Origin of the sequence: Trichococcus sp. (genome assembly GCF_049589555.1) — a bacterium.
GTDB lineage: Bacteria > Bacillota > Bacilli > Lactobacillales > Aerococcaceae > Trichococcus.
Genome location: NZ_JBAWAZ010000356.1, coordinates 1 through 22,859, shown reverse-complemented (window position 1 = coordinate 22,859; position 22,859 = coordinate 1). Strand labels below are relative to the sequence as shown.

The window sequence follows — 22,859 nt, the reverse complement described above, 5'->3', positions numbered from 1 at the left end:
GATCACTCTCCCTTCGGCATAAACTCATCGATCATATCGCTCTTGATTCTCTTAAGTTCCGTAACCGGCAGGATGGACAACAGTTCCCAACCCAAAGCCAAAGTCTCTTCAATCGTGCGGTTCGTATAGAATCCTTGATTGATGTATTCTTCTTCGAAACGTTTCGTGAACTGCACATACAGTTTGTCTGTCTTGGACAAGGCGGACTCCCCGAGGATGACGGCCAATTCTTTTGCCTGTTTTCCTTTTGCGTAAGCCGCAAACAACTGGTTCATGGTCGGAGCATGGTCTTTTCTTGTCTTGCCTTCACCGGTACCTTTGTCCTTCAGACGGGAAAGCGAAGGCAACACGTTGATCGGCGGCTTGAAGCCGGAGTTGTTCAACTCACGCGAAAGGATGATCTGGCCTTCCGTGATGTAGCCGGTCAAATCCGGGATCGGATGCGTAATGTCATCCTCCGGCATGGATAGGATCGGGATTTGGGTAACCGAGCCCTTTTTGCCGATGATGCGGCCTGCACGCTCATACAAGGTGGAAAGGTTCGTGTACAAATACCCTGGATAACCACGGCGACCAGGCACTTCACGACGGGCTGCCGAAATTTCCCGCAAAGCCTCACAATAGTTGGTCATGTCAGTCATGATGACCAGTACATGCATGTCCTTTTCGTAGGCCAAATATTCCGCGACCGTCAAAGCCATTTTTGGTGTGGCAATCCGTTCGATGGCCGGATCGTTCGCCAAATTGATGAACATGACCGAGCGATCGATTGCTCCGGTTTTGCGGAAATCTTCCATGAAATATTCTTTTTCTTCAAAAGTGATCCCCATGGCTGCAAATACAACCGCAAATTTTTCATCGCTGTTCAAAACCGTCGCTTGACGGGCGATTTGTGCAGCCAATTCTTTATGCGGCAAACCTGAGCCGGAGAAGACAGGAAGTTTTTGTCCTCTTACGAGTGTGTTCAGATGGTCGATGGCGGAAATACCAGTTTGGATGAACTCATCCGGATAGTCACGCGCTACAGGGTTGATTGCCTGTCCGTTCACATCCAAGTTCATTTCCGGGATGATTTCCGGGCCGCCATCAATCGGATTGCCCATCCCATCGAACACACGGCCTACCATATCCTCAGAAACCGCTATGGAAAGAGGTTTTCCGCGGAAGCGGACTTTGGTTTCTTTGATGTTTATCCCGCTTGGGCCTTCAAAAATCTGCACCATCGCTTTATCTTTGCTGACTTCCAAAACTTGACCATGGCGGATTTCGCCGTTTTGCATTTGGATTTCAACCAATTCGTCGAATTTGACTCCCTCGATCTGTTCTACAACCATCAATGGGCCAACAACTTCGGTTACTGTTTTATATTCCTTAAGCATGGTGCGTCATCCCTCCTTCCGCAACGATTTCATGCAATCTTTTCTTCATGTCCGACTTGATGTTTTTCATTTCGGCAATATCTTCTTCCCTGATGTATTTACTTCTTGCGATCCGGTCGCGCAATTCAACTGTGCCCTCAATGATTTCATTGAAGTACGCGCCTAAACGCATCGCTTCACGGGCTTCTGTTTCGAAGTCCAGAATCATGTCCAGCATCGCCAATTGTTTGTTGCGGGAAGTGTAAGTATCGACATCATCGAAAGCATTTTGCTGCAGATAGTCCTCACGAAGCGATTCCGCGACCGCCATGGTCATGCGGTCTTTTTCGGACAGGGATTCGATACCGACCAAACGGACGATTTCTTCCAATTCCGATTCTTCCTGCAAGAGGTTCATCGCATGTTGAACCATCTCTGACCATTTTGTTTGTAAAGCATTGTTCAGATATTCCCCTACTTCGGTATTGTAAAGCGAATAGGAAGTCAGCCAGTTCATGGATGGGAAATGTCTTTTTTGTGCCAACGTGGCATCCAGCGCCCAGAAAACTTTAACGACGCGCAATGTATTTTGGGTTACCGGTTCAGATGTGTCACCACCAGGAGGCGATACCGCTCCAATGGCCGTAATGCTTCCTTCACGATCTTCCGACCCCAAAGCCAACACTCGTCCTGCCCGTTCATAATACTCGGCTACACGGCTTCCTAGGTAGGCTGGATAGCCTTCGTCACCAGGCATCTCTTCCAGACGGCCCGACATTTCGCGCAAAGCTTCTGCCCAACGGGATGTCGAGTCAGCCATGATCGCTACACTGTAACCCATGTCACGGAAATATTCCGCGATCGTGATGCCTGTATAGATGGATGCTTCACGCGCCGCAACCGGCATGTTGGAGGTGTTGGCGATCAGGATCGTACGCTCCATCAATGATTCGCCCGTATTCGGATCGATCAATTCCGGAAATTCATTCAATACGTCAGTCATTTCATTCCCGCGTTCGCCGCAACCGACGTAAATTACGATGTCCACATCACTGTATTTTGCGATTTGGTGCTGTACGACGGTTTTCCCTGCTCCGAAAGGTCCTGGAACAGCAGCTGCTCCACCTTTTGTGATCGGGAAGAAGGTATCGATGACCCGTTGGCCGGTAACCATCGGCGTGTGCGGGTTCATTTTTTGCTTGAATGGACGTCCGCGACGGACTGGCCATCTTTGCAGCATAGTCAATTCTTTCGGGCCAACTTCGGTTTCGACGACATATGCCGTGTCATCCAAAGTGTAGCTGCCATCCTGGATGGCAGTCAGCTTACCGGAGATGCCGTAAGGAACCATGATCCGGTGCTCGATGACTTTCGTTTCCTGCACGGTACCGACAATATCACCAGCTATGACGTGATCGCCGACTTTCTTAGTGGCTTTGAATTCCCAGACGTTTTCTCTCTTAAGCGGTGGGATATCCGTCCCACGCACCAAATAGTTACTCTGAGTAATTTCACGGAACGTATGCAAAGGACGCTGGATTCCGTCAAACATCTGCGACAGGATGCCAGGTCCCAATTCGACCGACAATGCTTCCCCTGTTGTGATTACCGGTTCTCCAGGACCAATACCGGAAGTCTCCTCATAAACTTGAATGGATGCGACATCATTGCGCATCTCGATGATTTCGCCAATCAATCCTAATTCGCCGACGCGGCAAATATCTTGGATGTTCGCTTCTTCCATTCCTTCCGCCATAACTAAAGGTCCGGAAACTTTTATTATATTTCCATTTTTCAAAAAAGTCCCCTCCAAATTATAAGATATTCTGTCCAACTGCTTTTTCCACATTCTCCTGAATGCGGCTTTTCCCGATATTCAATGTACCTTTGTGGTTCGGGATCAGGATGATGGCTGGTTGGACACTGCTGTCGTACCTGCGCACTGTATCAGGTATTTCTTTTGCCATTTCCTCCGTCAGATAAATGATCCCATAATTCTCCATCGCCAGGCGATCTACCGTCTCACGGGCAGTCTGGGCATTATGGCATGCAAATACTGCGAAGCCCAAAATCTTAAAAGGAAGGATGGAATCTTTATCTCCCACAACTGCAATATTATGAGCCATATACAGGTCGCATCCTCTCTCTCAATATTTTTTCATCTATCTGATTGTCTTTGCCCACCAAAATCAAGCGGATATTGGTGACTTCCTTCTCTTTGGCAAACAGATAACCCAACAAGGGGATCGGACCGAACGGTTGGTACAAGCCTTCCGCAACCAATTCATAGGTCAGTTCATCCACGAGTTTGTCCAGTTTCTGTGTATCGACTTCATTTGTTGTTTCAGAAATCATATTGGATAAGCGCGTGCCGTATTCTTTGCTGAAATAATACTTGCGCATGACCGCGCTTGGTCCGTTGATCGATTCTTCAATCAAGTCACGTTTCGAAATCGAACCTGAACTGGATAAGACCGTATAGAGAAAACCGCGGGGCTTATTTTGTTTCAAGCTTCGGATCATGGTCGAAAGGTTATAGAGGTCGATCATGCCATCCACCATTTTCGTGATGCTCGGTTGTTGAACCTTATTGCTGATGGAACGCAGATGCCTGAAATAATAAGTGTCCATAAAGATAGTGGCCGCTTCGATGCGATGACCTTCATCGAAATCGCGGATCGCTTCTTGAACTCCTTCTATCAGAATCGGATGTTCGTCGTTGCCGTCGCCGGTTTCGACCAATTTCTTCAGACTGGCTATGGAATATTTGCCGATGGGGATCAACAGCTGCTCCAGATCTTCACCCGAAAAACGTTGTTTCAACAACACTTTCAGGTTGTGATAGGTATAGCGCAAGGCGAATAATTCCACAATCTCAGCAACCGGCGTGATGCTGAACAAGTCCTGATAGACTTCCGCCAGGTGTTTCATGAGAAAACCTTCGAAATTTTTGTTCATCAGTGTTTCTTTCTCGTCAAACTCATAACCGGTACCTTTCAGAACATCCAAGGCATCTTTTAGAGAAGAGGCTTTCAGCATCCGATCGTAATCCGCTTCCGCCAATAATTTTAATTCATAGGTGCGAAGTATCGTATTGACGCCTTTGTAATCAATCTCTTGCATAGTGCCCCTCCTTTACTTTTCGTCTTGGAATGCTAAAGTCGCCAGCTCCGCTGCGAAGTCGTTCTTTACATCTTCGATCAGATCATCGAAGCAATAGTTGTAGTCGACTCCACCTTCCTGAAGGATGAATCCGGCTTTATTCGGAATGGACTCCTCAGAAATCTTGACAGCGGGATACTTGACCAACAGCTGCTGCAGCTCTTTCCCCTTAAAGTGGGCTATCGATTTTGCGCCCGGAACAATGCTGTAGGCTTTTGAATCGCCAGCCTGAGCAAGCACACCGTTCAGGAATTGCGCAAAATGGGTTTCATCCCACAGGGTCATTTTTTCTAAAGCCTGCTGGAAGACCGATTTCAGGATGACCTGTTTCTCTTTCAAAACAGCATTGCGCTCTTTATTTTTCAATGTTTGTTGCTCACGATCAAAATCGTTGGCAACTTTTTTCAAAACGGCAGCTTTGCGCGCCTTTTGTTGTTCAACCAGAGTCAGTCTGCTCTCTTCTATCTTTGCGACAGAAATTTTTTCAGCATCCTCCAGTTTGCTTTGTCCTTTTGCTTTTGTCTTGTTCAGGATCTGTTCAGACAAGGATTGTAGATCTTTCACGCTTTCTCATCTCCTTACTTTTTCTTTCATTCTTCTGGAGCTTTTGAGAATTAAGCGTTCAATACCAACAAGAATGATGTAACGAATCCTAGGATCGCATACGTTTCAACCATGGCAGCATAGATGATCCCTTTTGTGTTGTGCTCTTCTCGCTTAGCCAAGATTTGCAGACCTGCTGTAGATACACGGCCTTGTGCGATACCTGAAGTCAAACCAGTGATTGCGATAGGCAGACCGGCCATCAGATAGTACAAACCTTGTGCAACAGTCATCTCAGGAGCCATTTGCAGATAAATCAAGAATCCGATAACGAAACCGTACAAACCTTGCGTACCTGGCAACAGTTGCAGAATCAATGATTTACCGAATTTTTCCGGTTGTTCCTTGATCAATGCAGCAGCGGCTTCACCACACATCCCGACGCCTTTTGCTGAACCCGTTCCCGCCAAACCGACCGCCAAAGCGACGCCTAAAGCTGCGAACATCATGCCACCGTTGTTGTCGATGAAATATTGTAACCATGTCATATTTTCCATTTTATAATTCCTCCAATAGTTAAGCTTCTTTTTTATTTTTTAAGTAAATGTATTTCTCTTCTGTCTTCAACGGCTCCAACGCTCTTCCGCCGCCTTCGTAAAACTTGCCGAAAAATTCGACAAAAGCTAGACGAGCGCCGTGCACATAGGCACTCAGCATGGACAAACCGAAGTTGATGGTGTGCAATAAAACAAACAACACAGCGCCGATAGTGAATCTTGCCCATATCGGCATAAAATCGATGATCATGTTAAAGGCTACCGCAATACTTCCCCCGGATACACCTAAGGCCATCAGGCGGGTATAACTGACTATGTCACCGATATAGCTTGTGATTCCATACAGATTATACAATCCGGCGCCTGCACCCAATGCTTTGTTATCCGATGCCATAGCTGTAGCAAGCACGATTGCGACCGCGCTTGTGATAGCGACGGCTGCTCCGACAGTCACAAGCACTTGGCTCGGGAATAGCATCTTCCCGAACAGGATGAGGATGAGACCCACAAAAATCCCCAGCCAGCCGATGCTTCCGGAAATCGCACCCAGCGGATCTTTGTCGCGCAAGGATAAATAAGTCTTGATTCCCAGACCGAACATAATCTGAACAACACCGAACACTACCGATATCAACAGGATCGTATTTGCGTCGTTGCTCGTTGACAAGAGCACAAACGGCAATTCAAGTCCGAAGAAAGAGCCGTAGACCAGTCCCCACAAGATGGATGGATAGGACAGAATGTGAAAGAACAGCAGATTGGTGCGCATGCTTTTGTTGAAGTTCAGGAACTTCAATGCCAGTAATGTTCCGATCAGGAGCAACAACCCGTATCCGACATCCGCAATCATCATTCCAAAGAACAAAAGATAGAAAGGTGTCAATAGTGGTGTTGGATCAATTTCATCATATTTCGGCAAACTGTACATGGCAGTGATGTTTTCGAAAGGGGTGACCCACTTATTGTTCTTCAAAACAGTCGGAATGACCGAAACATCCGAATCATCAACATCATCAACCGTCAATGCGTATTCATTTTCCGACACAGTCTCAGTCAATGCCTGCTTGATTTCTTTGACTTTGTCTTCCTCAAGCCAGCCTTGGATGACGAAGAGATGTTTCTCGTTGACCAGCAATTGCTGGCTTTTGATCCGCTGCAATTTTGCATAAAAAAACTCGGACAGTAGCATTAACTGCCACTCTTCTGCTTTCATGTTGGAAAGATCCGCCAGCAACTGTGTGTGCGCTTCGCGGTTATCTTGAATGCGGATTTGAACATCCGCCAATGCCTCTGCAGGCGGCAAATCATACTCATAAACTAGTGGCTGGAAGTGATTGCTGTCCAACAAAGCGTTTACATCCTTAATTTGTGACGGATCATAGAAAATCACTGCTCCATATGATTCTTTGTTCTGGAAGATTTCTTCCGTATAGACCAGTGGATTGGAAGTCATGTTTGTGATGTAATCGTTGGAGAGCGTCTGAGGAATCGTGCCCACTTTAACTGCGATGTGTTCAAATGCTACCGTTTCCCTAGGATTGAATGACAATTTTTTCCATAAAAGCAGGAAATCCTCTTGTTCATACAGATGTTTCTTGGCATCTTCGAGTTTCTTCTGTTCGGCTTTCAGACCCAACACTTTATCAAGAACAGTGTCGGAAGAAAATTCGCCCACAGCCTTTTCCAGTTCTTCCAGAGACAGGGATTGTCTAGGGGTTGTATACTGTTTGATCAAAGACTCTTTCTTCAGATATGACTGCAAGAAAGATAAGGCTTCCGTGACATTTTCCAGATAACTTTCGGTCTTCTTGATGTTTTGTTCAATTGACTCTCGTTCTTTAGGCGATAAGGATTGCAAATTTTCTTTTGCAGCAGGCAAATCGATGACTTCTAAGCTTTGCAATGTCTGAATAGCCGTCAATAGTTGCTCTTTTTTTTCGTGAAAAGAAATGAGAGTAATTTTTTTCATTTTAGCGATTGCCATATTTCCTCATCACCTCCCCAATTACGGCATCCACAAGTTCTTCTTCTTTCGCTTCAAACCGAGTCTGCAACTTCTCGATTTCCGATTTTTCACTTTCTGCGGAAGCGTTCTTGAGAATTGCCAGTTGCTCTGATTTTTTCGCAAGTTCTTCGGATTGAAAAGTAGCTAATTCTTTTTCGATATTCCTTTTCATTTCGCTTATTTTATCTTGCGTGTTCTGTTCCAGTTTGCGCAGTTTGTTCTGATAATCCAATTCCAGATCAGTTGCTTCCTGCTCAATCTTTTTTACTTCATCAAATATTTGCATCTTTCATTCCACCTCCGTCCCTCATTTGATTCTCCTTCGGAAAAATAATCTTTTTTCCAATCAGTAATTTCATTATACAGTTAATGTAAAGGCCATTCAAATCTAATTGAACGCCATTTTCAGCGTTTTCAACAACCACCGCAGTTTCATTAATAGGAAGAAACTTTCTTAAATTCTTTCAAAATATTAAAATGAACATTTTGTGAACAAAAATCCCCAAGAAGCACGCATCAAATGCAAGCCCTCCTCGGGGAGTCTCTTTTGTGGCTTATTTTTCACGGTGATTCCTCGAATTAATGTCAGTATCTTTTTGCCTCCTTCAAAATTAATTTGCGGACAACACGTTCTTTCCATGCCGCTACTTTACTTGATAAACAGGAGTTTTTGGGCCATTTGCAGCCGAAACAACAAAACTGCAGGCTGAGTTGCACGCCTGCTTTCCTGAAATTTTTTTGAGCGCAAAATAAATAGCTTGCAAAAAAGAACAGATGTTCTTATAATAGGGATACAAGACAAACACACGTTCGGAGGAACCAACATGCAAAACTACATCTATCCGGTATCCAATAATAATGAAACTCCTTCCAAAAAATCATACCTGCGCCCACTCTCATCCGTCCAATCCATCAATGAAGCCATCCTGGATAAAGTAATGCCGATCCATCAAGTTGTCCGTTTCGCTAATCAAGCCTTTGAAAACCACACCCCTGTGTATGTTGTGATCGAAGAAAAACAGGGGCCGAAATCATATACAAGAACTCTGGTCTGGGGCATCTTCAATTCCCGCGTAACCCCGAAAAGACAAGTCATGTTCACAACCGCCGACAAAAAAGTGACTTACCTGCTGAACATCAGTCAAATTCTGGCCATCCAACTTGGGTAATTACCTTCATCTGGTGGTATATTCCTAAACAAAAAATTAGGAGTACAAGGCTTGCCGTTAAAGACGGGATGCCTTGTACTCCTTTTTTTCATTTCAATTACGCTTGCAGCGTCAACAACTAAAGTATCGGCGACAGCAATCGGGAAAAAGCTTGCTTGAATTTCCGGCCCTTCGATTGTTTTGCGAAGTAATCATGGGTTGCGCGGATACATTTTTCCTGATCTTCTTCAAAGTTTGCGATCAATTCTTCAGCCACTTCCCGATCATAAATAAAGGCATTTATCTCAAAATTCAGTTTGAAGCTGCGCACATCCATATTTGCCGTGCCTATCGATACAATTTCATCGTCGACCACCATCACTTTTGAATGCAGGAAACCGTTCTGGTACATATAGACTTCGGCACCATACTCTATGATGTCTTTGGCAAAATATTCCGTTGCCCGATAGACGAAAGGATGATCCGGCTTAGAAGGGATCATGATTTTGACGCTTACACCGGATAAGGCCGCTATTTTGAGCATTTCATGCAGACTTTCGTCAGGTATAAAATAAGGTGTCTGTATATAGATCGATTCTTTCGCTTGGCTGATCATCTTCAGGAAACCCATTTTGATGGTCTGATCCTCGTCATCCGGCCCGCTCGCTACAATCTGCATGGCTGTATCGCCTTTTTTATCGGCAATCGGGAAGTAGGCCTCTGCATAATCTTTCCGATTCCTTGGCTTGGCAACCGCATTCCAATCCATGAAGAAACGGCTTTGAAGCGTCAGCACCGCATTGCCTTCTATCTTCATATGCGTGTCCCGCCATTCGCCGAGCTCCCCTTTCCCCAGATACTCGTCGCCGATATTGAAGCCGCCAAGGTATGCAACTTTGGCGTCCACCACCATTATTTTGCGGTGATTACGATAATTCATCCGCAAATTGACGAAAGGTATTTTTGACCCAAAAAAAACTTCCGTCTTTCCGCCTAATTTTTCAAGGTTGTTGAAAAATTTTGCGTCATTCCCTCTGCAGCCCAGTGCATCGTAAACGACAAGAACCTCCACACCGGCTGCCGCCCTGTCTTCCAATGCCGCAAGAACGCGTTTTCCCAATTCGTCTGAGCGAAAAGTGTAATAAAGCATATGCACATGATCTTCAGCTTTGTAGATGTCTCGGACAAGCGCATCAAACACACCCTCACCGGATTTGAATATTTCAAGTTTGTTCCCCTTAGTCAGAATGGATTCGTCACTTTCCAGGAACAGGATAGCTGTTTTTTTGGCGTAATCGGTATCGACCAAACCTTGTGCCAGATCTTCATCTTCCAGCATCTCAATCTGGACTTTCGCCAACTGGGACATCCCCAAGCTTTTTTGAGTGCGCATATCATAGATGTTTTCTTTTGACATCTTTTTCCCTATAAAGAGATAGATGATGAAACCCGCCACCGGCAGCAGGTTTAACGTCAACAACCATGCCCAAGTGGCAGCGACGTCTCTTTTTTCTTTAAAGACGGTGATGATTGCACCGATTGTATTTAAAATGATGATTGCCGTAAATATCATTGACCAAATACTCATATGACCACTCCAAATCAACATAATGACAAAACATGTTACTCACTCATGATAGCACACGAGCCCACAAAAACAGAAAGACGAAGTCCGGATAATTAAAATCCGTCCTTCGCCTTCTATTTTTAATCATTTAATAGTTTCGATTTTTCTTTTCTGCTCAAGAAACGGCTGCCTTTTGGAATGTACGCTTTAGGAGCGAATTTTGCGATCAACACCAGAACGACTGCGCTGACGGCAAAAGTTGCCGCAAACGATAACGCCTGTCCAGGAAGGAAATGCGCAAAGGCAGAAACACCAGCAGGAACTGCTTCCTCGCTGAGGAATATGTCCGAAATCAGTGCCCAAACAAAATAGACAAGCGTACCGAAAAAGGATGCCGTCACTATATTCAAGGCTGCATTCGGGAAACGTTTATTGTTCAATGTGCGTTGCGTGAACTTCGCGAAAAAGCCGGCGATGCCCACGAAAACGAATGGCGCCGCTTGGGTCAGGATATCTGCGGCAACATCCGTCCCCTCTCCTTTGAGCATAAACAGAGCGAGGCCGGTCACTGTTCCTGAAACCAGTCCAAGCAATATTCCTCTGCGGAGGGAAACGAAAAGCAACGGCAACAAAGCAAAAACGATAGTGTATTCTCCCAAAGGCATGGCCACATATGCCAAGGCGATCGCGAGGACAGCAAACAGAGCTGCCTCGATCCAAGCCTTCGTACTATTAGAACCCATAAAGATGAATCTCTCCTTTTCAACAACGATCCGTTTCATTGCCTTTACGGCAAACGGGCATCAGCTCTTCTTCTGATAATTGGATGCTTCCATGATGATCGGTAAAATGACCGGTTTGCGCTTCGTCTTTTCAAAAAGATAACGGCTCAACGAATCACGTATTTCTTGTTTTAACTTGGCCCAATCAAAGTCTTTCGTATGCAGATTGTCTTCCACTACTTCGCGGACGATATTCGAACTTTCCTTGACGAGCTCTTCGCTCGCTTTCATGTAGACGAAACCGCGCGAAACGATTTCCGGACCTGACAAAATTTTGTTCAATCTTCTGGAGATCGTCACAACGACAACGAAGATGCCATCTTCCGACAACAGTTTGCGGTCGCGCAGGACAATATTGCCGATATCGCCGACGCCGATTCCATCGATCAGTACATTCCCGGCTGGGACCTGCCCTGTCATACTCATACGGCCTTTCGCATATTCGATGACGTCGCCTTTTCCGGGGATGAATATGTTTTTGAACGGAATGCCGACTTCATTCGCCAACTGGGCATGTGCAGCCTGCATCCGGTACTCGCCTTGGACAGGCACGAAATATGTAGGTCTAAGCAGGTTGATCATCAATTTCAGATCGTTCGGCGAAGCATGTCCGGATGCTTTGTATGTTCCCGATATTTCCCGCACGGACGCACCGGCGCGGTAAATCAGATTCTTGGTTTTCGCGACTGTTGTTTCCATCGCTGTGGAAGGCGTAGTCGTGATGTACACCAAATCGCCTTCTTTAAGGTTCACTTGCTTGTGTCTGCCTTTGGACATCCGTTGCAATGCTTCCAACGGTTCACCGCTGTTGCCGGTTTCCAGAACCAAGACTTGACCATCACGGTAATCATTGATGTTTTTCACGTTCACGAGCAGATCGGGAGTCGGCAAGACTAGTTTCCCTAGTTTCATGGCGACATCGACTGTTTCAACCAAAGTCGGTCCTGTCAAAAAGATCTTGCGATTAGCTCGGAGAGCGACATCAAAAACTTGCTGAATGCGCAAAATGTTGCTTGCGACACAGGACACGATGATGCGTCCCTCAGCATTGATGAAGGTATCAAGCATTTCTTCCTCAATCTTGCGGTCGCTGACATTTTCCGTAGTTGATTCGGCATCTCCGGAATCGCTCAATAGCGCCAATACCTTGCCTTCGCCGATATCCGTAATTTTGCCGTAATCAGTCCGATACATCGGGGATGCGCTTTGATCAAACTTGAAGTCACCTGTATAGACGACACTGCCTTCTTCCGTCTTCACACAGATCCCTACAGAATCAGGGATGGTATGCGTAGTTCTGAAGAACCGGACGCTTGTATTTTCAAATTCAATTTCAGTGTTCTCATCGATGACATGGTAATCCTCAAAGCCTGTAGCCAATCCGGTTGACTCAACCGCCAGTTTAGCCAGCGCAATCGTCAACCCTGTACCGAACACAGGTGCATCGATATTCTGCAATAAATAAGGCAATGCTCCTACAGCATCCGCATGACCATGCGTCAGGAAAATACCTGCTATCTTATTTTTGTTTTCCTCCAGGTACGTGAAATCTGGGATGACAACATCAATTCCCAACAATTCGTTTTCCGGATAGAGCAGACCGCAATCCAATACAAAAATTAAATCGTCCACTTCCACTAAATACATGTTTTTACCGCTTTCTCTCACACCTCCAAGAGAAATTATTCTTACTTTACTCATTGTACCACCTCTTATTTTTCAGCTTTCTATGCTGTTATCTATTTTGATCGTTTGAATGCCTTTCTCCGTATTTTCGTCCCTGAAAATCAGCGCTGCTGCTTTGCCGAACTGCCTTCAGGGTCTACAAGCGAATGCGTTTTCTTCGCATCCGGCTAAACGTGACCGATATCCTCTCTGTTATATTATACATGATTATCGGCAAAATTGTAGCATTTGCTTCAGTTTCTGTTCCGGTTTTCTGAAAGTGCAAAAAAGACCTGCCAAAAGGAACAGACCGGGAACGATGTTTTCACCAAACACCCTTCCCGATCCATCCCTTGACAGGTCCTATCATATCCGATTCTTCAGTTGACGCGGACTTGCTCATCCGCACTCAAAAATTCTACAGTAGGCCCATTTCGATCATTTTTTCAGCGATCTGAACAGAGTTCCAAGCAGCGCCCTTCAACAGGTTATCCGAAACAACCCACATATGGAAACCATTGTCGACATCCACATCCTTACGGATACGTCCGACAAATGTTTCATTCTTTCCGACTGATTCGCGGGCGGTAGGATAAACTTGATTAGCTGTGTCATCCTGAAGCACAACTCCTGGAGCATCTTTCAGCACTTCCCAGATATCTGCGACAGAAACGTTTTTGTCGTCGACTTCAAAATAAACAGATTCCGAGTGTCCGGACATTACAGGGATGCGCACACAGGTTGCAGAGACTTTGATGTCGTTGTCGCCCATGATTTTTTTGGTTTCATTGATCATTTTCCACTCTTCATACGTGTAGCCGCCTTCGCTGAACACATCGATTTGCGGTAAAGCGTTGAATGCGATCGGGAAATGCTTCTTATCGCCACCACAAGGCAAGATATTCGCAACTGGCTCTTCACCGTTCAGGACAGCTTGGGTTTGAGCTTTCAATTCTTCCAAAGCATGCAGGCCAGCTCCGCTTACCGCTTGGTACGTGGAAACGATGACGCGATCCAAACCAAATTTTTCGCGGATCGGTTGCAAAGCCACCACCATCTGAATAGTGGAGCAGTTTGGATTAGCGATCAGCCCTTTGTGTTTGCGCAAGTCTTCCGGATTCACTTCAGGAACAACCAATGGCGTTTCCGGATCCATACGAAAAGCACTCGTATTGTCGATGACGATGGCTCCAGCTTTGATGGCTGCAGGGGAGAATTGTTTCGTTATGCCGCCTCCTGCGCTGAATAAGGCAATATCGATGCCTTCAAATGAGTCATCAGTCGTTTCTTCAATCTGCAGTTCCTGTCCGCGGAAAGTCTTCACTTTGCCTACAGACCGTTTAGAAGCCAACAATTTCAATTTTTTTATCGGAAAAGAAGCATTCTCCAACAAGCCCAGCATTTTTTCTCCAACAGCACCCGTAGCACCTACAATGGCAACATTATACTCTTTCATCATTGATCCCTCACTCATTCATTTTCTGTACTATCTATTTTTTTAGGATTTGGATATCCTTCACTTAAGCATTTTACCATACTTTATTAGAATTTTTTAATCTATTTTTTGATTATCCGAAAAAACATTCCAAGCAGAAAACCCGCCCGGGCTCTCTGTTTGGAATGCTGAATGTTGACTATTTTGTTGTTTCCGATGATTTCGCGGATTTTCTCGATGCAATAAATGAACGAGGTTTCTTAATCCAAACGGACTCTTCCATCCTCCTGCAGAATGGATTCGATTTTTTTCTGGATTTCTTCCCTGCTGTGCACATTCGCGTTTTCGCATTCGAATGCTTCATCCCCACAAATCATGCACGTTCTCGGTTCATAGCCTATTTCCATTCGCTGCACCTCGATCATCTTTCCTTCTTCCAGATAAAACACGCTGATCGTGAACAGCTGACCGAGCAAACTGCCGTCTTCTATCATGATGGCGGCTTGCTTCACAGCAGTCGGATAGGTATCGACGACGACAAAGTATTCCGGCCCTGTATCCAAATCCATCAATTTTTCATAGGTGACTTTCCATTTATTTGTTTGGATCGCATTTTTGACTTCTTGGATGCCGATTTCAGAAATCTGCCTTACGACGGCATTATATTTGACTGGTCCAGGAATATTGCATTTAAGGGAAATCAAAGTCTGATTTGCGTTCGTCTTGCTGATTTCCTCTTCAAAAAAGGCACGTTGTTCCCTTGAGGCCAACACTTCCTTGAGCGTCGGCATTTGACCTTGCGAGAAAATAGATTCTGGCACCATTGCACTCATCCTTTACTGTTTTATTTTGTTCTCTGATAATACCATTATTTGTAACAAAAGCTTACATGGATGCTTCGCGATATCCTCAATTTTAATATAAAAGAGTCCTGGAGGCGAAATTGGAGCCATTATTTGACTTTGCTGCTGATTGCATACAACCGAATGATGAAACCACAAAATTATTTAAAGCGCTTACATTAACAGGGACGATATAAGCAGAAAATATATCCATAAAATGTAGCCGTAAAAATTTGTTTCTCTTTACACTATAATAACGCTTTTATGGAAAAAATTCATTGATTTAATATTAAAATCTATTATTAATCAATATTACTCTATTTGTCAGGATTATTAGAATAATTGTGGCAAGTTTTCTTACGGGTGCGGACCTTAACTACCATCAGCAAAAAGAACAGGCATCGCCTTTTTGTGAAGGTTATGCCTGTTCTTTGCGTACAGTATTAAGCTGTTATAAGCAGTTTACTTTTCTTCCTTAGTCAATAGTGCTTTACGGGAAAGATTGATTCTGCCTTGTCTGTCGACTTCGATGACCTTGACTTTGACTTTGTCGCCGATGGCTAGGACGTCTTCGACTTCTTTGACACGCTCGTTAGCCAATTCGGAGATATGGACCATGCCGTCTTTGCCTTTTGTGATTCCGACGAATGCGCCGAATTTTTCGATGCGTTTTACAGTACCCTCGTAGATTTCGCCGACCTTCACTTCATGCGTCAACTCTTCGATGATTTGTTTAGCGCGGGCAATCATCGCAGTATCAGCTGAAGCGATGCTCACGTTACCTTCTTGATCGATGTCGATCTTCACGCCGGTTTCTTCGATGATGCTGTTGATCGTATCTCCGCCTTTACCGATGACGACTTTGATCTTATCAGGTTTGATTTGCATCATTTCGATCTTCGGAGCATATTGGGACAACTCTTCGCGAGGCGCTGCAATCGTGCTTGTCAGCTCAGCAAGGATTTCCATCCGCGCTTTTTTCGCTTGCATCAACGCTTCAGTCAGGATTTGTTCTGTGATCCCTTGGATTTTGATGTCCATTTGCAACGCAGTGATGCCTTCGCTTGTTCCGGCAACTTTGAAGTCCATGTCGCCCAGGTGGTCTTCAAGTCCTTGGATGTCAGTCAAGACTGTGTAGTTTTCGCCTTCCATCACTAAGCCCATCGCGATACCCGCTACTGGTGCTTTGATCGGTACACCGGCATCCATCATCGCCAGTGTGCTGGCGCAGATGCTTGCTTGTGAAGAGGACCCATTGGATTCCAATACTTCCGAAACCAAACGGATTGTGTATGGGAACTCGGCTTCAGTCGGGATGACTTGTTTCAATGCGCGTTCACCCAAAGCACCATGGCCGATTTCGCGGCGTCCAGGGCTTCCTGCTCTGCCGGTGCTGCCGACCGAGAATTGCGGGAAGTTGTAATGGTGGATGAATCGTTTGCTGTCTACCAGACCCAGGCCATCGATGATCTGATGTTCGCCCAGCGGAGCCAATGTACAAGTGGACAATGCTTGCGTCTGTCCACGCGTGAACAAGCCGGAACCGTGTACGCGCGGCAATAAACCGACTTCTGAAGCCAACGGACGGATTTCGTCGATTTTACGGCCATCAGGACGGATTTTATCGACTGTGATCAAACGGCGCACTTCGTCTTTTTCCATGTCTTCCACGATTTGGCGGACTTCTTTGGAGATTTGTGCAAAGTTGGCGTCATCCAGATACTTTTCGTTGAAGAACACGATTGCTTCAGCTTTCACATCTTCAATAGCGGCTTCACGAGCCAATTTCTCTTCTGTCATGATCGCTGCCGTCATTTTTTCGCCATAAGCAGCGGTAACTTCGGCTACAAGTTCAGGATTCAAAGACAAAAGTTTGACTGTCATTTTTTCCTTGCCGATTTCGGCTACGATTTTATCTTGGAAATCGCATAATTCCTGGATTGCTTTGTGGCCGAACATCAATGCCCCAAGCATATCCTCTTCATTAACCATTGCAGCACTGCTCTCAACCATGTTGATGGCAATTCTCGAACCGGCAACGGTCAATTCGATATCGGATGCTTCATTCTGTGGAGCGGTAGGATTCAAAACATATTCGCCATCCACGCGGCCAACATTCACTCCAGCGATCGGTCCATAGAACGGAATGTCGGAAATCGCCAACGCCAACGAGGAACCGAACATAGCAGCCATTTCAGGCGCGCAATCCTGTTCAACGGACATGACAACGTTTGTGATCTGCACTTCGTTACGGAATCCTTCAGGGAACATCGGGCGGATCGGACGGTCGATTAAACGCGCCGTCAACGTTGCGTTTTCACTTGGGCGGCCTTCACGCTTGATGAATCCCCCAGGTATTTTACCGACTGAATACATTTTTTCTTCATAGTTCACAGTCAATGGGAAGAAATCGGTATCTTTTGGTTCTCTTGAACCTACAGCAGCCGTCAACACAACGGTATCTCCGTATCTCACCAATACCGCACCATTGGCTTGCTTAGCCAATTGGCCGATTTCGACTTGCAGTAAACGACCTGCCCAGTCCATTTGGAACACTTTTTTTTCTGACATGTTATCATTCTCCTTTTGCGATGCTTCCCATCTACCAACTACTAAACAAATGTCAACCTACTGATGACTATAAGCTCACATTTGTATAGTAGCGGTCTGTAGAGCGGGAGCCTCATTCCATTATAGCTGATTGCTCAGCATTTTTGCACTCATTGTCCAAAAAATCCCAAAAAATAAGCGAGATTCACAGTGGAATCTCGCTTCATATATCCTAGCCACGAAATTAACGACGTAAGCCTAATCTTTGGATCAGTTCACGGTAGCGGGGAACGTCTTTGTTACGCAAGTAAGCCAACAAGTTACGACGGTGTCCAACTTTTTTCATTAAGCCACGGTAAGAATGGTGGTCTTTTTTATGAACGCGTGCGTGCTCGTTCAAGTGGTTGATTTCATATGTAAGAACTGCGATTTGCACTTCAGGGGATCCAGTATCTCCTTCGTGAATAGCGTATTCTTTGATGATTTCATTTTTAAGTTCTTTTGAAATTGCCATTTTTTTCACCTCTTTCATAAAGTTACCTTTAACTGAGTAAAACGTTGGTGATTCGTTTAACCAAGTTGAAGGTCGTATATATAATACATGGAACAGTTTAACTTAATTCCTTACCGATTGCAAGTGAAAATCACTTTTTTATAAACCTTTGTATTCGGCTTTCAGCTCCAATACCATGTCACGGATTTCTGCCGCTTTTTCAAAATTGAGGGCTTTGGCGGCTTCCCTCATTTCCCTATCCAGTTGATCAAGCGCTTCGCGGCGTTGTTCCATCGTCATCGCCTTATAGATGCTCAAGATGCTGACATCCCCTTCTGCATCTTCAGGTGTGTGCGAGATGCTGATGCGGTCACGGACTTCTTTGATGATCGTTTTCGGTGTGATGCCATGCTTAATGTTGTAGGCTTCCTGCGTCGCACGGCGCCTGTTCGTTTCATTTATGGCCCGCTCCATGGAATCCGTTATGCGGTCCGCATACATGATGACTTTCCCGTTCTCATTGCGGGCAGCCCGGCCGATCGTCTGGACAAGCGAGCGCTCGCTCCTCAGGAAGCCTTCTTTGTCGGCATCCAAGATGGCAACAAGGGAAACCTCGGGAACATCCAACCCTTCCCGCAATAAATTGATGCCGATCAATACATCAAATTCTCCCAATCGGAGCTTGCGGATGATTTCCGCTCGCTCCATCGTTTTGATTTCACTGTGCAGATAATTGACTTTGATGCCGACTTCCTTCAGATAATCGGTCAAGTCTTCCGACATCTTCTTCGTCAACGTAGTGATGAATACCCGTTCGTTGCGTTCGACGCGCAAATTGATTTCACTGATCAGATCATCGATCTGGCCTTTGATCGGACGCACTTCCACAATCGGATCCAACAAGCCGGTCGGACGGATGATCTGTTGGGAAACATAAGGGCTTTGTTCATATTCGTATGGTCCCGGTGTCGCTGAAATATAAAGGATCTGGTTGACCCGTTCCTCGAATTCCTTCAACATCAACGGGCGATTATCCAAGGTGCTCGGCAGACGGAAGCCGTATGCCACCAGCTGTTCTTTCCGCGAACGGTCCCCGTTGTACATGCCGCGTATTTGCGACATCGTGATGTGCGACTCGTCGATGACTGTCAAATAATCATCCGGGAAAAAATCAAGCAGCGTGTACGGAGGCTCTCCAGGAGCGCGTCCATCCATATGCCTGGAATAGTTTTCGATTCCGTTGCAGTACCCCATTTCCATCAACATTTCCATGTCGTAGTTGGTGCGTTGTTCCAAGCGTTGGGCTTCCAGCAGTTTGTTTTCTTCTCGCAGCACTTTGAGGCGATCCTTCAGTTCTGCCCGGATCATATCGACTGCATGCAAGGTCTTTTCTTCATTTGCCACGAAGTGGGTGGCCGGGAAAATAGGAAAATGTTCGACGTCGTTCTTGATTTCTCCGGTCAGCACATCGACTTCCCTGATTCGATCGATCTCATCCCCAAAAAATTCGACACGGATGGCCTCGTTGTCGCGGGATGCCAGAAAAATTTCGACCACATCCCCGCGCACACGGAACGAGCCGCGCCTAAAATCGATATCATTGCGTTCAAACTGCATTTCCACCAACCTGCGCAGCAGTTCATTCCGTTCCATCTCCATCCCTTGTCGCAACGATAAGGTATGCTCTTTATAGTCCAAGGGATTCACCAGGCCATAGATGCAGGATACGGAAGCCACAACAATAACGTCACGCCTTTCCAGCAAGGAACTGGTTGCGGAATGACGCAGTTTGTCGATTTCATCATTTACGCTGGATTCTTTCTCTATATAAGTGTCGCTGGAGGGAACATACGCTTCGGGTTGATAATAATCATAGTAACTCACAAAATATTCGACGGCGTTGTTGGGGAAAAATTCCTTCAATTCGCCATATAATTGCCCTGCCAACGTTTTGTTGTGTGCAATGACAAGCGTCGGCTTGTTTACTTGCTGGATGACGTTCGCTACCGTGAAAGTCTTGCCGGTCCCGGTCGCGCCCAACAAGGTTTGCGCCCGTCTGCCCAGATTCAATCCGTCGACGAGCTCTTTGATGGCTTCCGGCTGATCACCGCTTGGCTGGTATGGGGAAACTAATTCAAATTGATCTTTCATCTGGATGATTCACCTCTTCACTTACTGTTACAACTATTTTACCACCCAAACATACTTTCGTACACTTTGGAGCTTTTGCCTTGGCTTTGCACGATTTTGACCCCAAAATTTCAAAAAAAGTGTCCCGAAATTCCGGGCCGGAGTGATTAAAAAGGGAATCTCTTTCATTTTTTATTGCACAACCCTCGAAAATTATGTATAATATGGCATGTTGGCAAAACAGCCTAATAGTTATAGAAATAAGGAAAGAGGGGTGAACCCAATGCCAAATATCGATTCAGCAATCAAACGTGTTCGCACTAGCGAAAAAGCTAACCTACAAAACAACGCTCAAAAGAGTGCTATGCGTTCAGCTATCAAGAAATTTGAAGCTGCAGTAGCAGAAGGCGCTGAAAATAGCGAAGAATTATTGAAGGCAGCAGTTAAATCTATCGATTCAGCAGCTTCTAAAAACTTAATTCATCAAAACAAAGCGTCTCGCGACATTTCTCGTTTAACTAAAAAATTAGCAAAATAATTTTTTGATTTAAGAGACTTCAAAACGTAAGGCCGAAGACAGACCAGTCCAACTGGTGCGTCTTCGGCCTTTTTCGTATGATTGAATCACTGGTTGGGCATTGCGTTTGCGTAGCGGATCAGAAACAGCTCAAATTGTATTTCCTTCAGCCCCTGCCCTGTCTTCATGTTGTATTCCGTCTCGACCAATCCCTGAAAAGCATCCGCCAAGACCTTTTCGGAAAGGTTCCTCACTTGTTGGAAAGCAAGTTTGACACGATAAGGATGGATCTTCAATACTTTGGTGATGTCGGTTTGTTGATATCCATTTTTTGAGAGCAGCTTCACTTGCAGCAAGAGCCGGAATTGCCCTAAAAGGATTGCGTTGATTTTGATCGGTTCCTCTTTTTGGAGCAACAGATCCCGGTAAATCTGGATGGCCAGATACGTGTTCTTGTTCAGAACCTGCGTCACCAATTCAAAAATATTTTGTTCCAGATTTCGCGGGATCAAGTCGATCACCATCTGTTTCGTGAGTTTCTTGTCTTCAGATCCGGCGAGAAACAGCTTAGGCAACTCCCTCATTCCCCGGGACAGCTGATTTTCGATCCGCTCGTAAAATAGCTCGAGTGCGTCGCGGTCCATCTGATACCCTTCATTTTTTATCATATCCCCCAAAAATTTGCGGGCTTCTTTTTCCGCTAAAGGAGAAACATCCACAGTGACGGCCTTCTTAGCCAGGAGTTTCGATATTTTTTTTCTGCTGTCCAATTTTTCGTAAGGCGCAAAAATAGCCAGAATTGTTGAGGGCGAAGGGTTCTCCAGATAACCCTCCAACCAGCCAAGATCATGCTCCAGTCCATTTTTAGGTTTTTCGGCCGTCAAAAAAAGCGGGTTTTCGATGATGACCAAACGTCTTTCCCCAAAAAAAGGCAGCGACTCCGCATCCTCAAGAGCCCGATCCAACAACGTCCCATCCATATTGAATATGCCGACATTCAAATCCTTGTCAGCTTCGTCAACCACCGTACGCAACAATAGTTGCTTCGCTTCTTCTATAAAAAAATCTTCTTTGCCCAAAAATAAATAGACCGGCTGAAGCTGACCTTTTTTTATTTTGGACATCTCCGTTGTATAATTCACGTTTGGACCACCATTCATCATTTTTATTTTTTGTTCTCCAAAATGGTTCGCCATTCTGTTTCTTCTGGCCCATACAGGAAGTGGATAGCGCCCTGTCGATCCGTACGAAATATAGGGATATTCCGCAATTCCAGACGTTCCAGTATTTGCGCATCCGGATGACCGTACCGGTTCTGTTTCCCAGCCGATATCAAGGCCAATTCAGGTTGGACATGATCCAAGAAGCCTTCCGAACTGGATGTTGCGCTGCCGTGATGACCTATTTTCAGGATATCGGTCTTCAGATCAGGATAAGCCCGCATCAGCACCTCTTCACCTTCTTCTCCGAGATCACCTGTGAACAGCCAATCCAAACCGCCTATGCTGGTTTGGATGACCAATGAATCCTCATTTCCGCCTTCACCCGGCGCTAAAGGTGCCAGGATGTGAAAAACAAAATCGGCATCAATCTCTAGATCGACCTTGCCCAATAAAGGGAAGAGACCCACTTGATGCTGGCTTTGCAGTTCAAGGAGCACTGCGGCGAAAGCCGCATTCTCCTCTGCTCCTTTAGGGAAATAAACCGCATCGATCGGCAACCCTTCGGCTAGTTCCCGCAACGAACCGACATGATCCTGATCGGCATGCGTCAGAAAGACCCTGTCCAATTTTTTCACGCCTTCCGCTTTTATGATCGACACAAGCTTTTCGCCGGCAGTGGTCGCTGTTTCCCGGACTTGCCAAGCTTCCCTTTCAAAAGTGATCACGCCGCCCGTGTCAATCAGCACTGCCCGACGATGAAAGGGCGTTATGATCAGAATGGCATCCCCCTGCCCCACATCAAGCATGACGACTTTTCCGGAAGGCGTCAGCTGGTGGGCGAAGGAGAACAGTCCGACAGCAGCCATCAGGAAACAGAGCACACGGATATCCCTTTGTTTCTTTTCGACGCTCAGCAAGAGCAGAACCAAGGCGATCCAGACC

20 protein-coding genes are annotated in these 22,859 nt (G+C 45.6%); 2 read left to right on the top strand and 18 right to left on the bottom strand.

Annotation, left to right across the window (positions count from 1 at the left end; translation table 11 throughout):
- Window positions 1-2 precede the first annotated feature (2 nt).
- Genes WBV27_RS12335 through WBV27_RS12300 form a run of 8 tightly spaced genes read right to left on the bottom strand, consistent with a single transcriptional unit; the run spans window position 3 to window position 7,911 of the window.
- Window positions 3-1,379, bottom strand: a complete 1,377-nt coding sequence (locus tag WBV27_RS12335; protein ID WP_424202427.1) for a V-type ATP synthase subunit B — start codon at window positions 1,377-1,379, stop codon at window positions 3-5.
- Window positions 1,372-3,156, bottom strand: coding sequence for a V-type ATP synthase subunit A (locus WBV27_RS12330; protein WP_424202426.1), 1,785 nt, complete (start codon window positions 3,154-3,156; stop codon window positions 1,372-1,374). The genes WBV27_RS12335 and WBV27_RS12330 overlap by 8 nt, the downstream gene beginning before the upstream one ends.
- Before the next feature lie 16 nt (window positions 3,157-3,172).
- Complete coding sequence (locus WBV27_RS12325) at window positions 3,173-3,484, bottom strand: V-type ATP synthase subunit F (RefSeq protein ID WP_107995829.1); 312 nt, start codon at window positions 3,482-3,484, stop codon at window positions 3,173-3,175.
- The gene (locus WBV27_RS12320) at window positions 3,474-4,481 is read right to left on the bottom strand and encodes a V-type ATPase subunit (protein WP_424202425.1); all 1,008 of its coding nucleotides are present in this window, start codon (window positions 4,479-4,481) and stop codon (window positions 3,474-3,476) included. The genes WBV27_RS12325 and WBV27_RS12320 overlap by 11 nt, the downstream gene beginning before the upstream one ends.
- Before the next feature lie 12 nt (window positions 4,482-4,493).
- On the bottom strand, window positions 4,494-5,084 hold the full coding sequence (locus WBV27_RS12315) for a V-type ATP synthase subunit E (protein ID WP_424202424.1): 591 nt from the start codon (window positions 5,082-5,084) through the stop codon (window positions 4,494-4,496).
- Window positions 5,085-5,134: 50 nt separating this feature from the next.
- Complete coding sequence (locus tag WBV27_RS12310) at window positions 5,135-5,611, bottom strand: V-type ATP synthase subunit K (RefSeq protein WP_407433261.1); 477 nt, start codon at window positions 5,609-5,611, stop codon at window positions 5,135-5,137.
- A 28-nt stretch (window positions 5,612-5,639) separates the two neighbouring features.
- Window positions 5,640-7,604 carry a V-type ATP synthase subunit I gene (locus WBV27_RS12305; RefSeq protein WP_424202423.1) on the bottom strand — a complete coding sequence of 655 codons (1,965 nt, stop codon included), beginning with the start codon at window positions 7,602-7,604 and terminating at the stop codon, window positions 5,640-5,642.
- Window positions 7,591-7,911, bottom strand: coding sequence for a hypothetical protein (locus WBV27_RS12300; protein WP_424202422.1), 321 nt, complete (start codon window positions 7,909-7,911; stop codon window positions 7,591-7,593). The genes WBV27_RS12305 and WBV27_RS12300 overlap by 14 nt, the downstream gene beginning before the upstream one ends.
- A 538-nt stretch (window positions 7,912-8,449) precedes the next feature.
- On the opposite strand from WBV27_RS12300, the gene WBV27_RS12295 reads away from it, so the two are divergent.
- A complete protein-coding gene (locus WBV27_RS12295; RefSeq protein ID WP_424202421.1) occupies window positions 8,450-8,794 on the top strand; it encodes a hypothetical protein in 345 nt (114 codons plus the stop codon).
- A gap of 118 nt (window positions 8,795-8,912) precedes the next feature.
- On the opposite strand, the gene cls is transcribed toward WBV27_RS12295, so the two are convergent.
- The 8 genes from cls to uvrB form a co-directional block, all read right to left on the bottom strand.
- On the bottom strand, window positions 8,913-10,361 hold the full coding sequence (gene cls / locus WBV27_RS12290; protein WP_424202420.1) for a cardiolipin synthase: 1,449 nt from the start codon (window positions 10,359-10,361) through the stop codon (window positions 8,913-8,915).
- 119 nt (window positions 10,362-10,480) lie between these two features.
- A complete protein-coding gene (locus WBV27_RS12285) occupies window positions 10,481-11,083 on the bottom strand; it encodes an energy-coupled thiamine transporter ThiT (RefSeq protein WP_424202419.1) in 603 nt (200 codons plus the stop codon).
- A gap of 60 nt (window positions 11,084-11,143) precedes the next feature.
- On the bottom strand, window positions 11,144-12,823 hold the full coding sequence (locus WBV27_RS12280) for a ribonuclease J (RefSeq protein ID WP_086628172.1): 1,680 nt from the start codon (window positions 12,821-12,823) through the stop codon (window positions 11,144-11,146).
- A 382-nt stretch (window positions 12,824-13,205) separates the two neighbouring features.
- Window positions 13,206-14,246 (bottom strand): aspartate-semialdehyde dehydrogenase, encoded by a 1,041-nt coding sequence (locus WBV27_RS12275; protein WP_424202418.1) that lies wholly within the window; start codon window positions 14,244-14,246, stop codon window positions 13,206-13,208.
- Between the two features lie 236 nt (window positions 14,247-14,482).
- A complete protein-coding gene (citX, locus tag WBV27_RS12270; protein WP_424202417.1) occupies window positions 14,483-15,046 on the bottom strand; it encodes a citrate lyase holo-[acyl-carrier protein] synthase in 564 nt (187 codons plus the stop codon).
- Between the two features lie 480 nt (window positions 15,047-15,526).
- Complete coding sequence (gene pnp / locus WBV27_RS12265) at window positions 15,527-17,635, bottom strand: polyribonucleotide nucleotidyltransferase (RefSeq protein ID WP_424202416.1); 2,109 nt, start codon at window positions 17,633-17,635, stop codon at window positions 15,527-15,529.
- 223 nt (window positions 17,636-17,858) lie between these two features.
- Complete coding sequence (rpsO, locus tag WBV27_RS12260) at window positions 17,859-18,128, bottom strand: 30S ribosomal protein S15 (protein WP_086941680.1); 270 nt, start codon at window positions 18,126-18,128, stop codon at window positions 17,859-17,861.
- A 138-nt stretch (window positions 18,129-18,266) separates the two neighbouring features.
- Entirely contained in the window at window positions 18,267-20,258 is a 1,992-nt protein-coding gene (gene uvrB / locus WBV27_RS12255) for an excinuclease ABC subunit UvrB (RefSeq protein WP_424202415.1), read from the bottom strand.
- 262 nt (window positions 20,259-20,520) lie between these two features.
- Here uvrB and rpsT point away from each other — a divergent pair, with 262 nt between their 5' ends.
- Entirely contained in the window at window positions 20,521-20,775 is a 255-nt protein-coding gene (gene rpsT / locus WBV27_RS12250; RefSeq protein ID WP_424202414.1) for a 30S ribosomal protein S20, read from the top strand.
- 86 nt (window positions 20,776-20,861) lie between these two features.
- Here the strand turns inward: rpsT and holA are convergent, their stop codons facing one another.
- Both holA and WBV27_RS12240 read right to left on the bottom strand, forming a co-directional pair.
- Entirely contained in the window at window positions 20,862-21,896 is a 1,035-nt protein-coding gene (gene holA / locus WBV27_RS12245; protein ID WP_424202413.1) for a DNA polymerase III subunit delta, read from the bottom strand.
- Window positions 21,897-21,919: 23 nt separating this feature from the next.
- Window positions 21,920-22,859 (bottom strand): DNA internalization-related competence protein ComEC/Rec2 (locus tag WBV27_RS12240; RefSeq protein WP_424202412.1); only part of this gene is annotated, 940 nt, incomplete at its 5' end.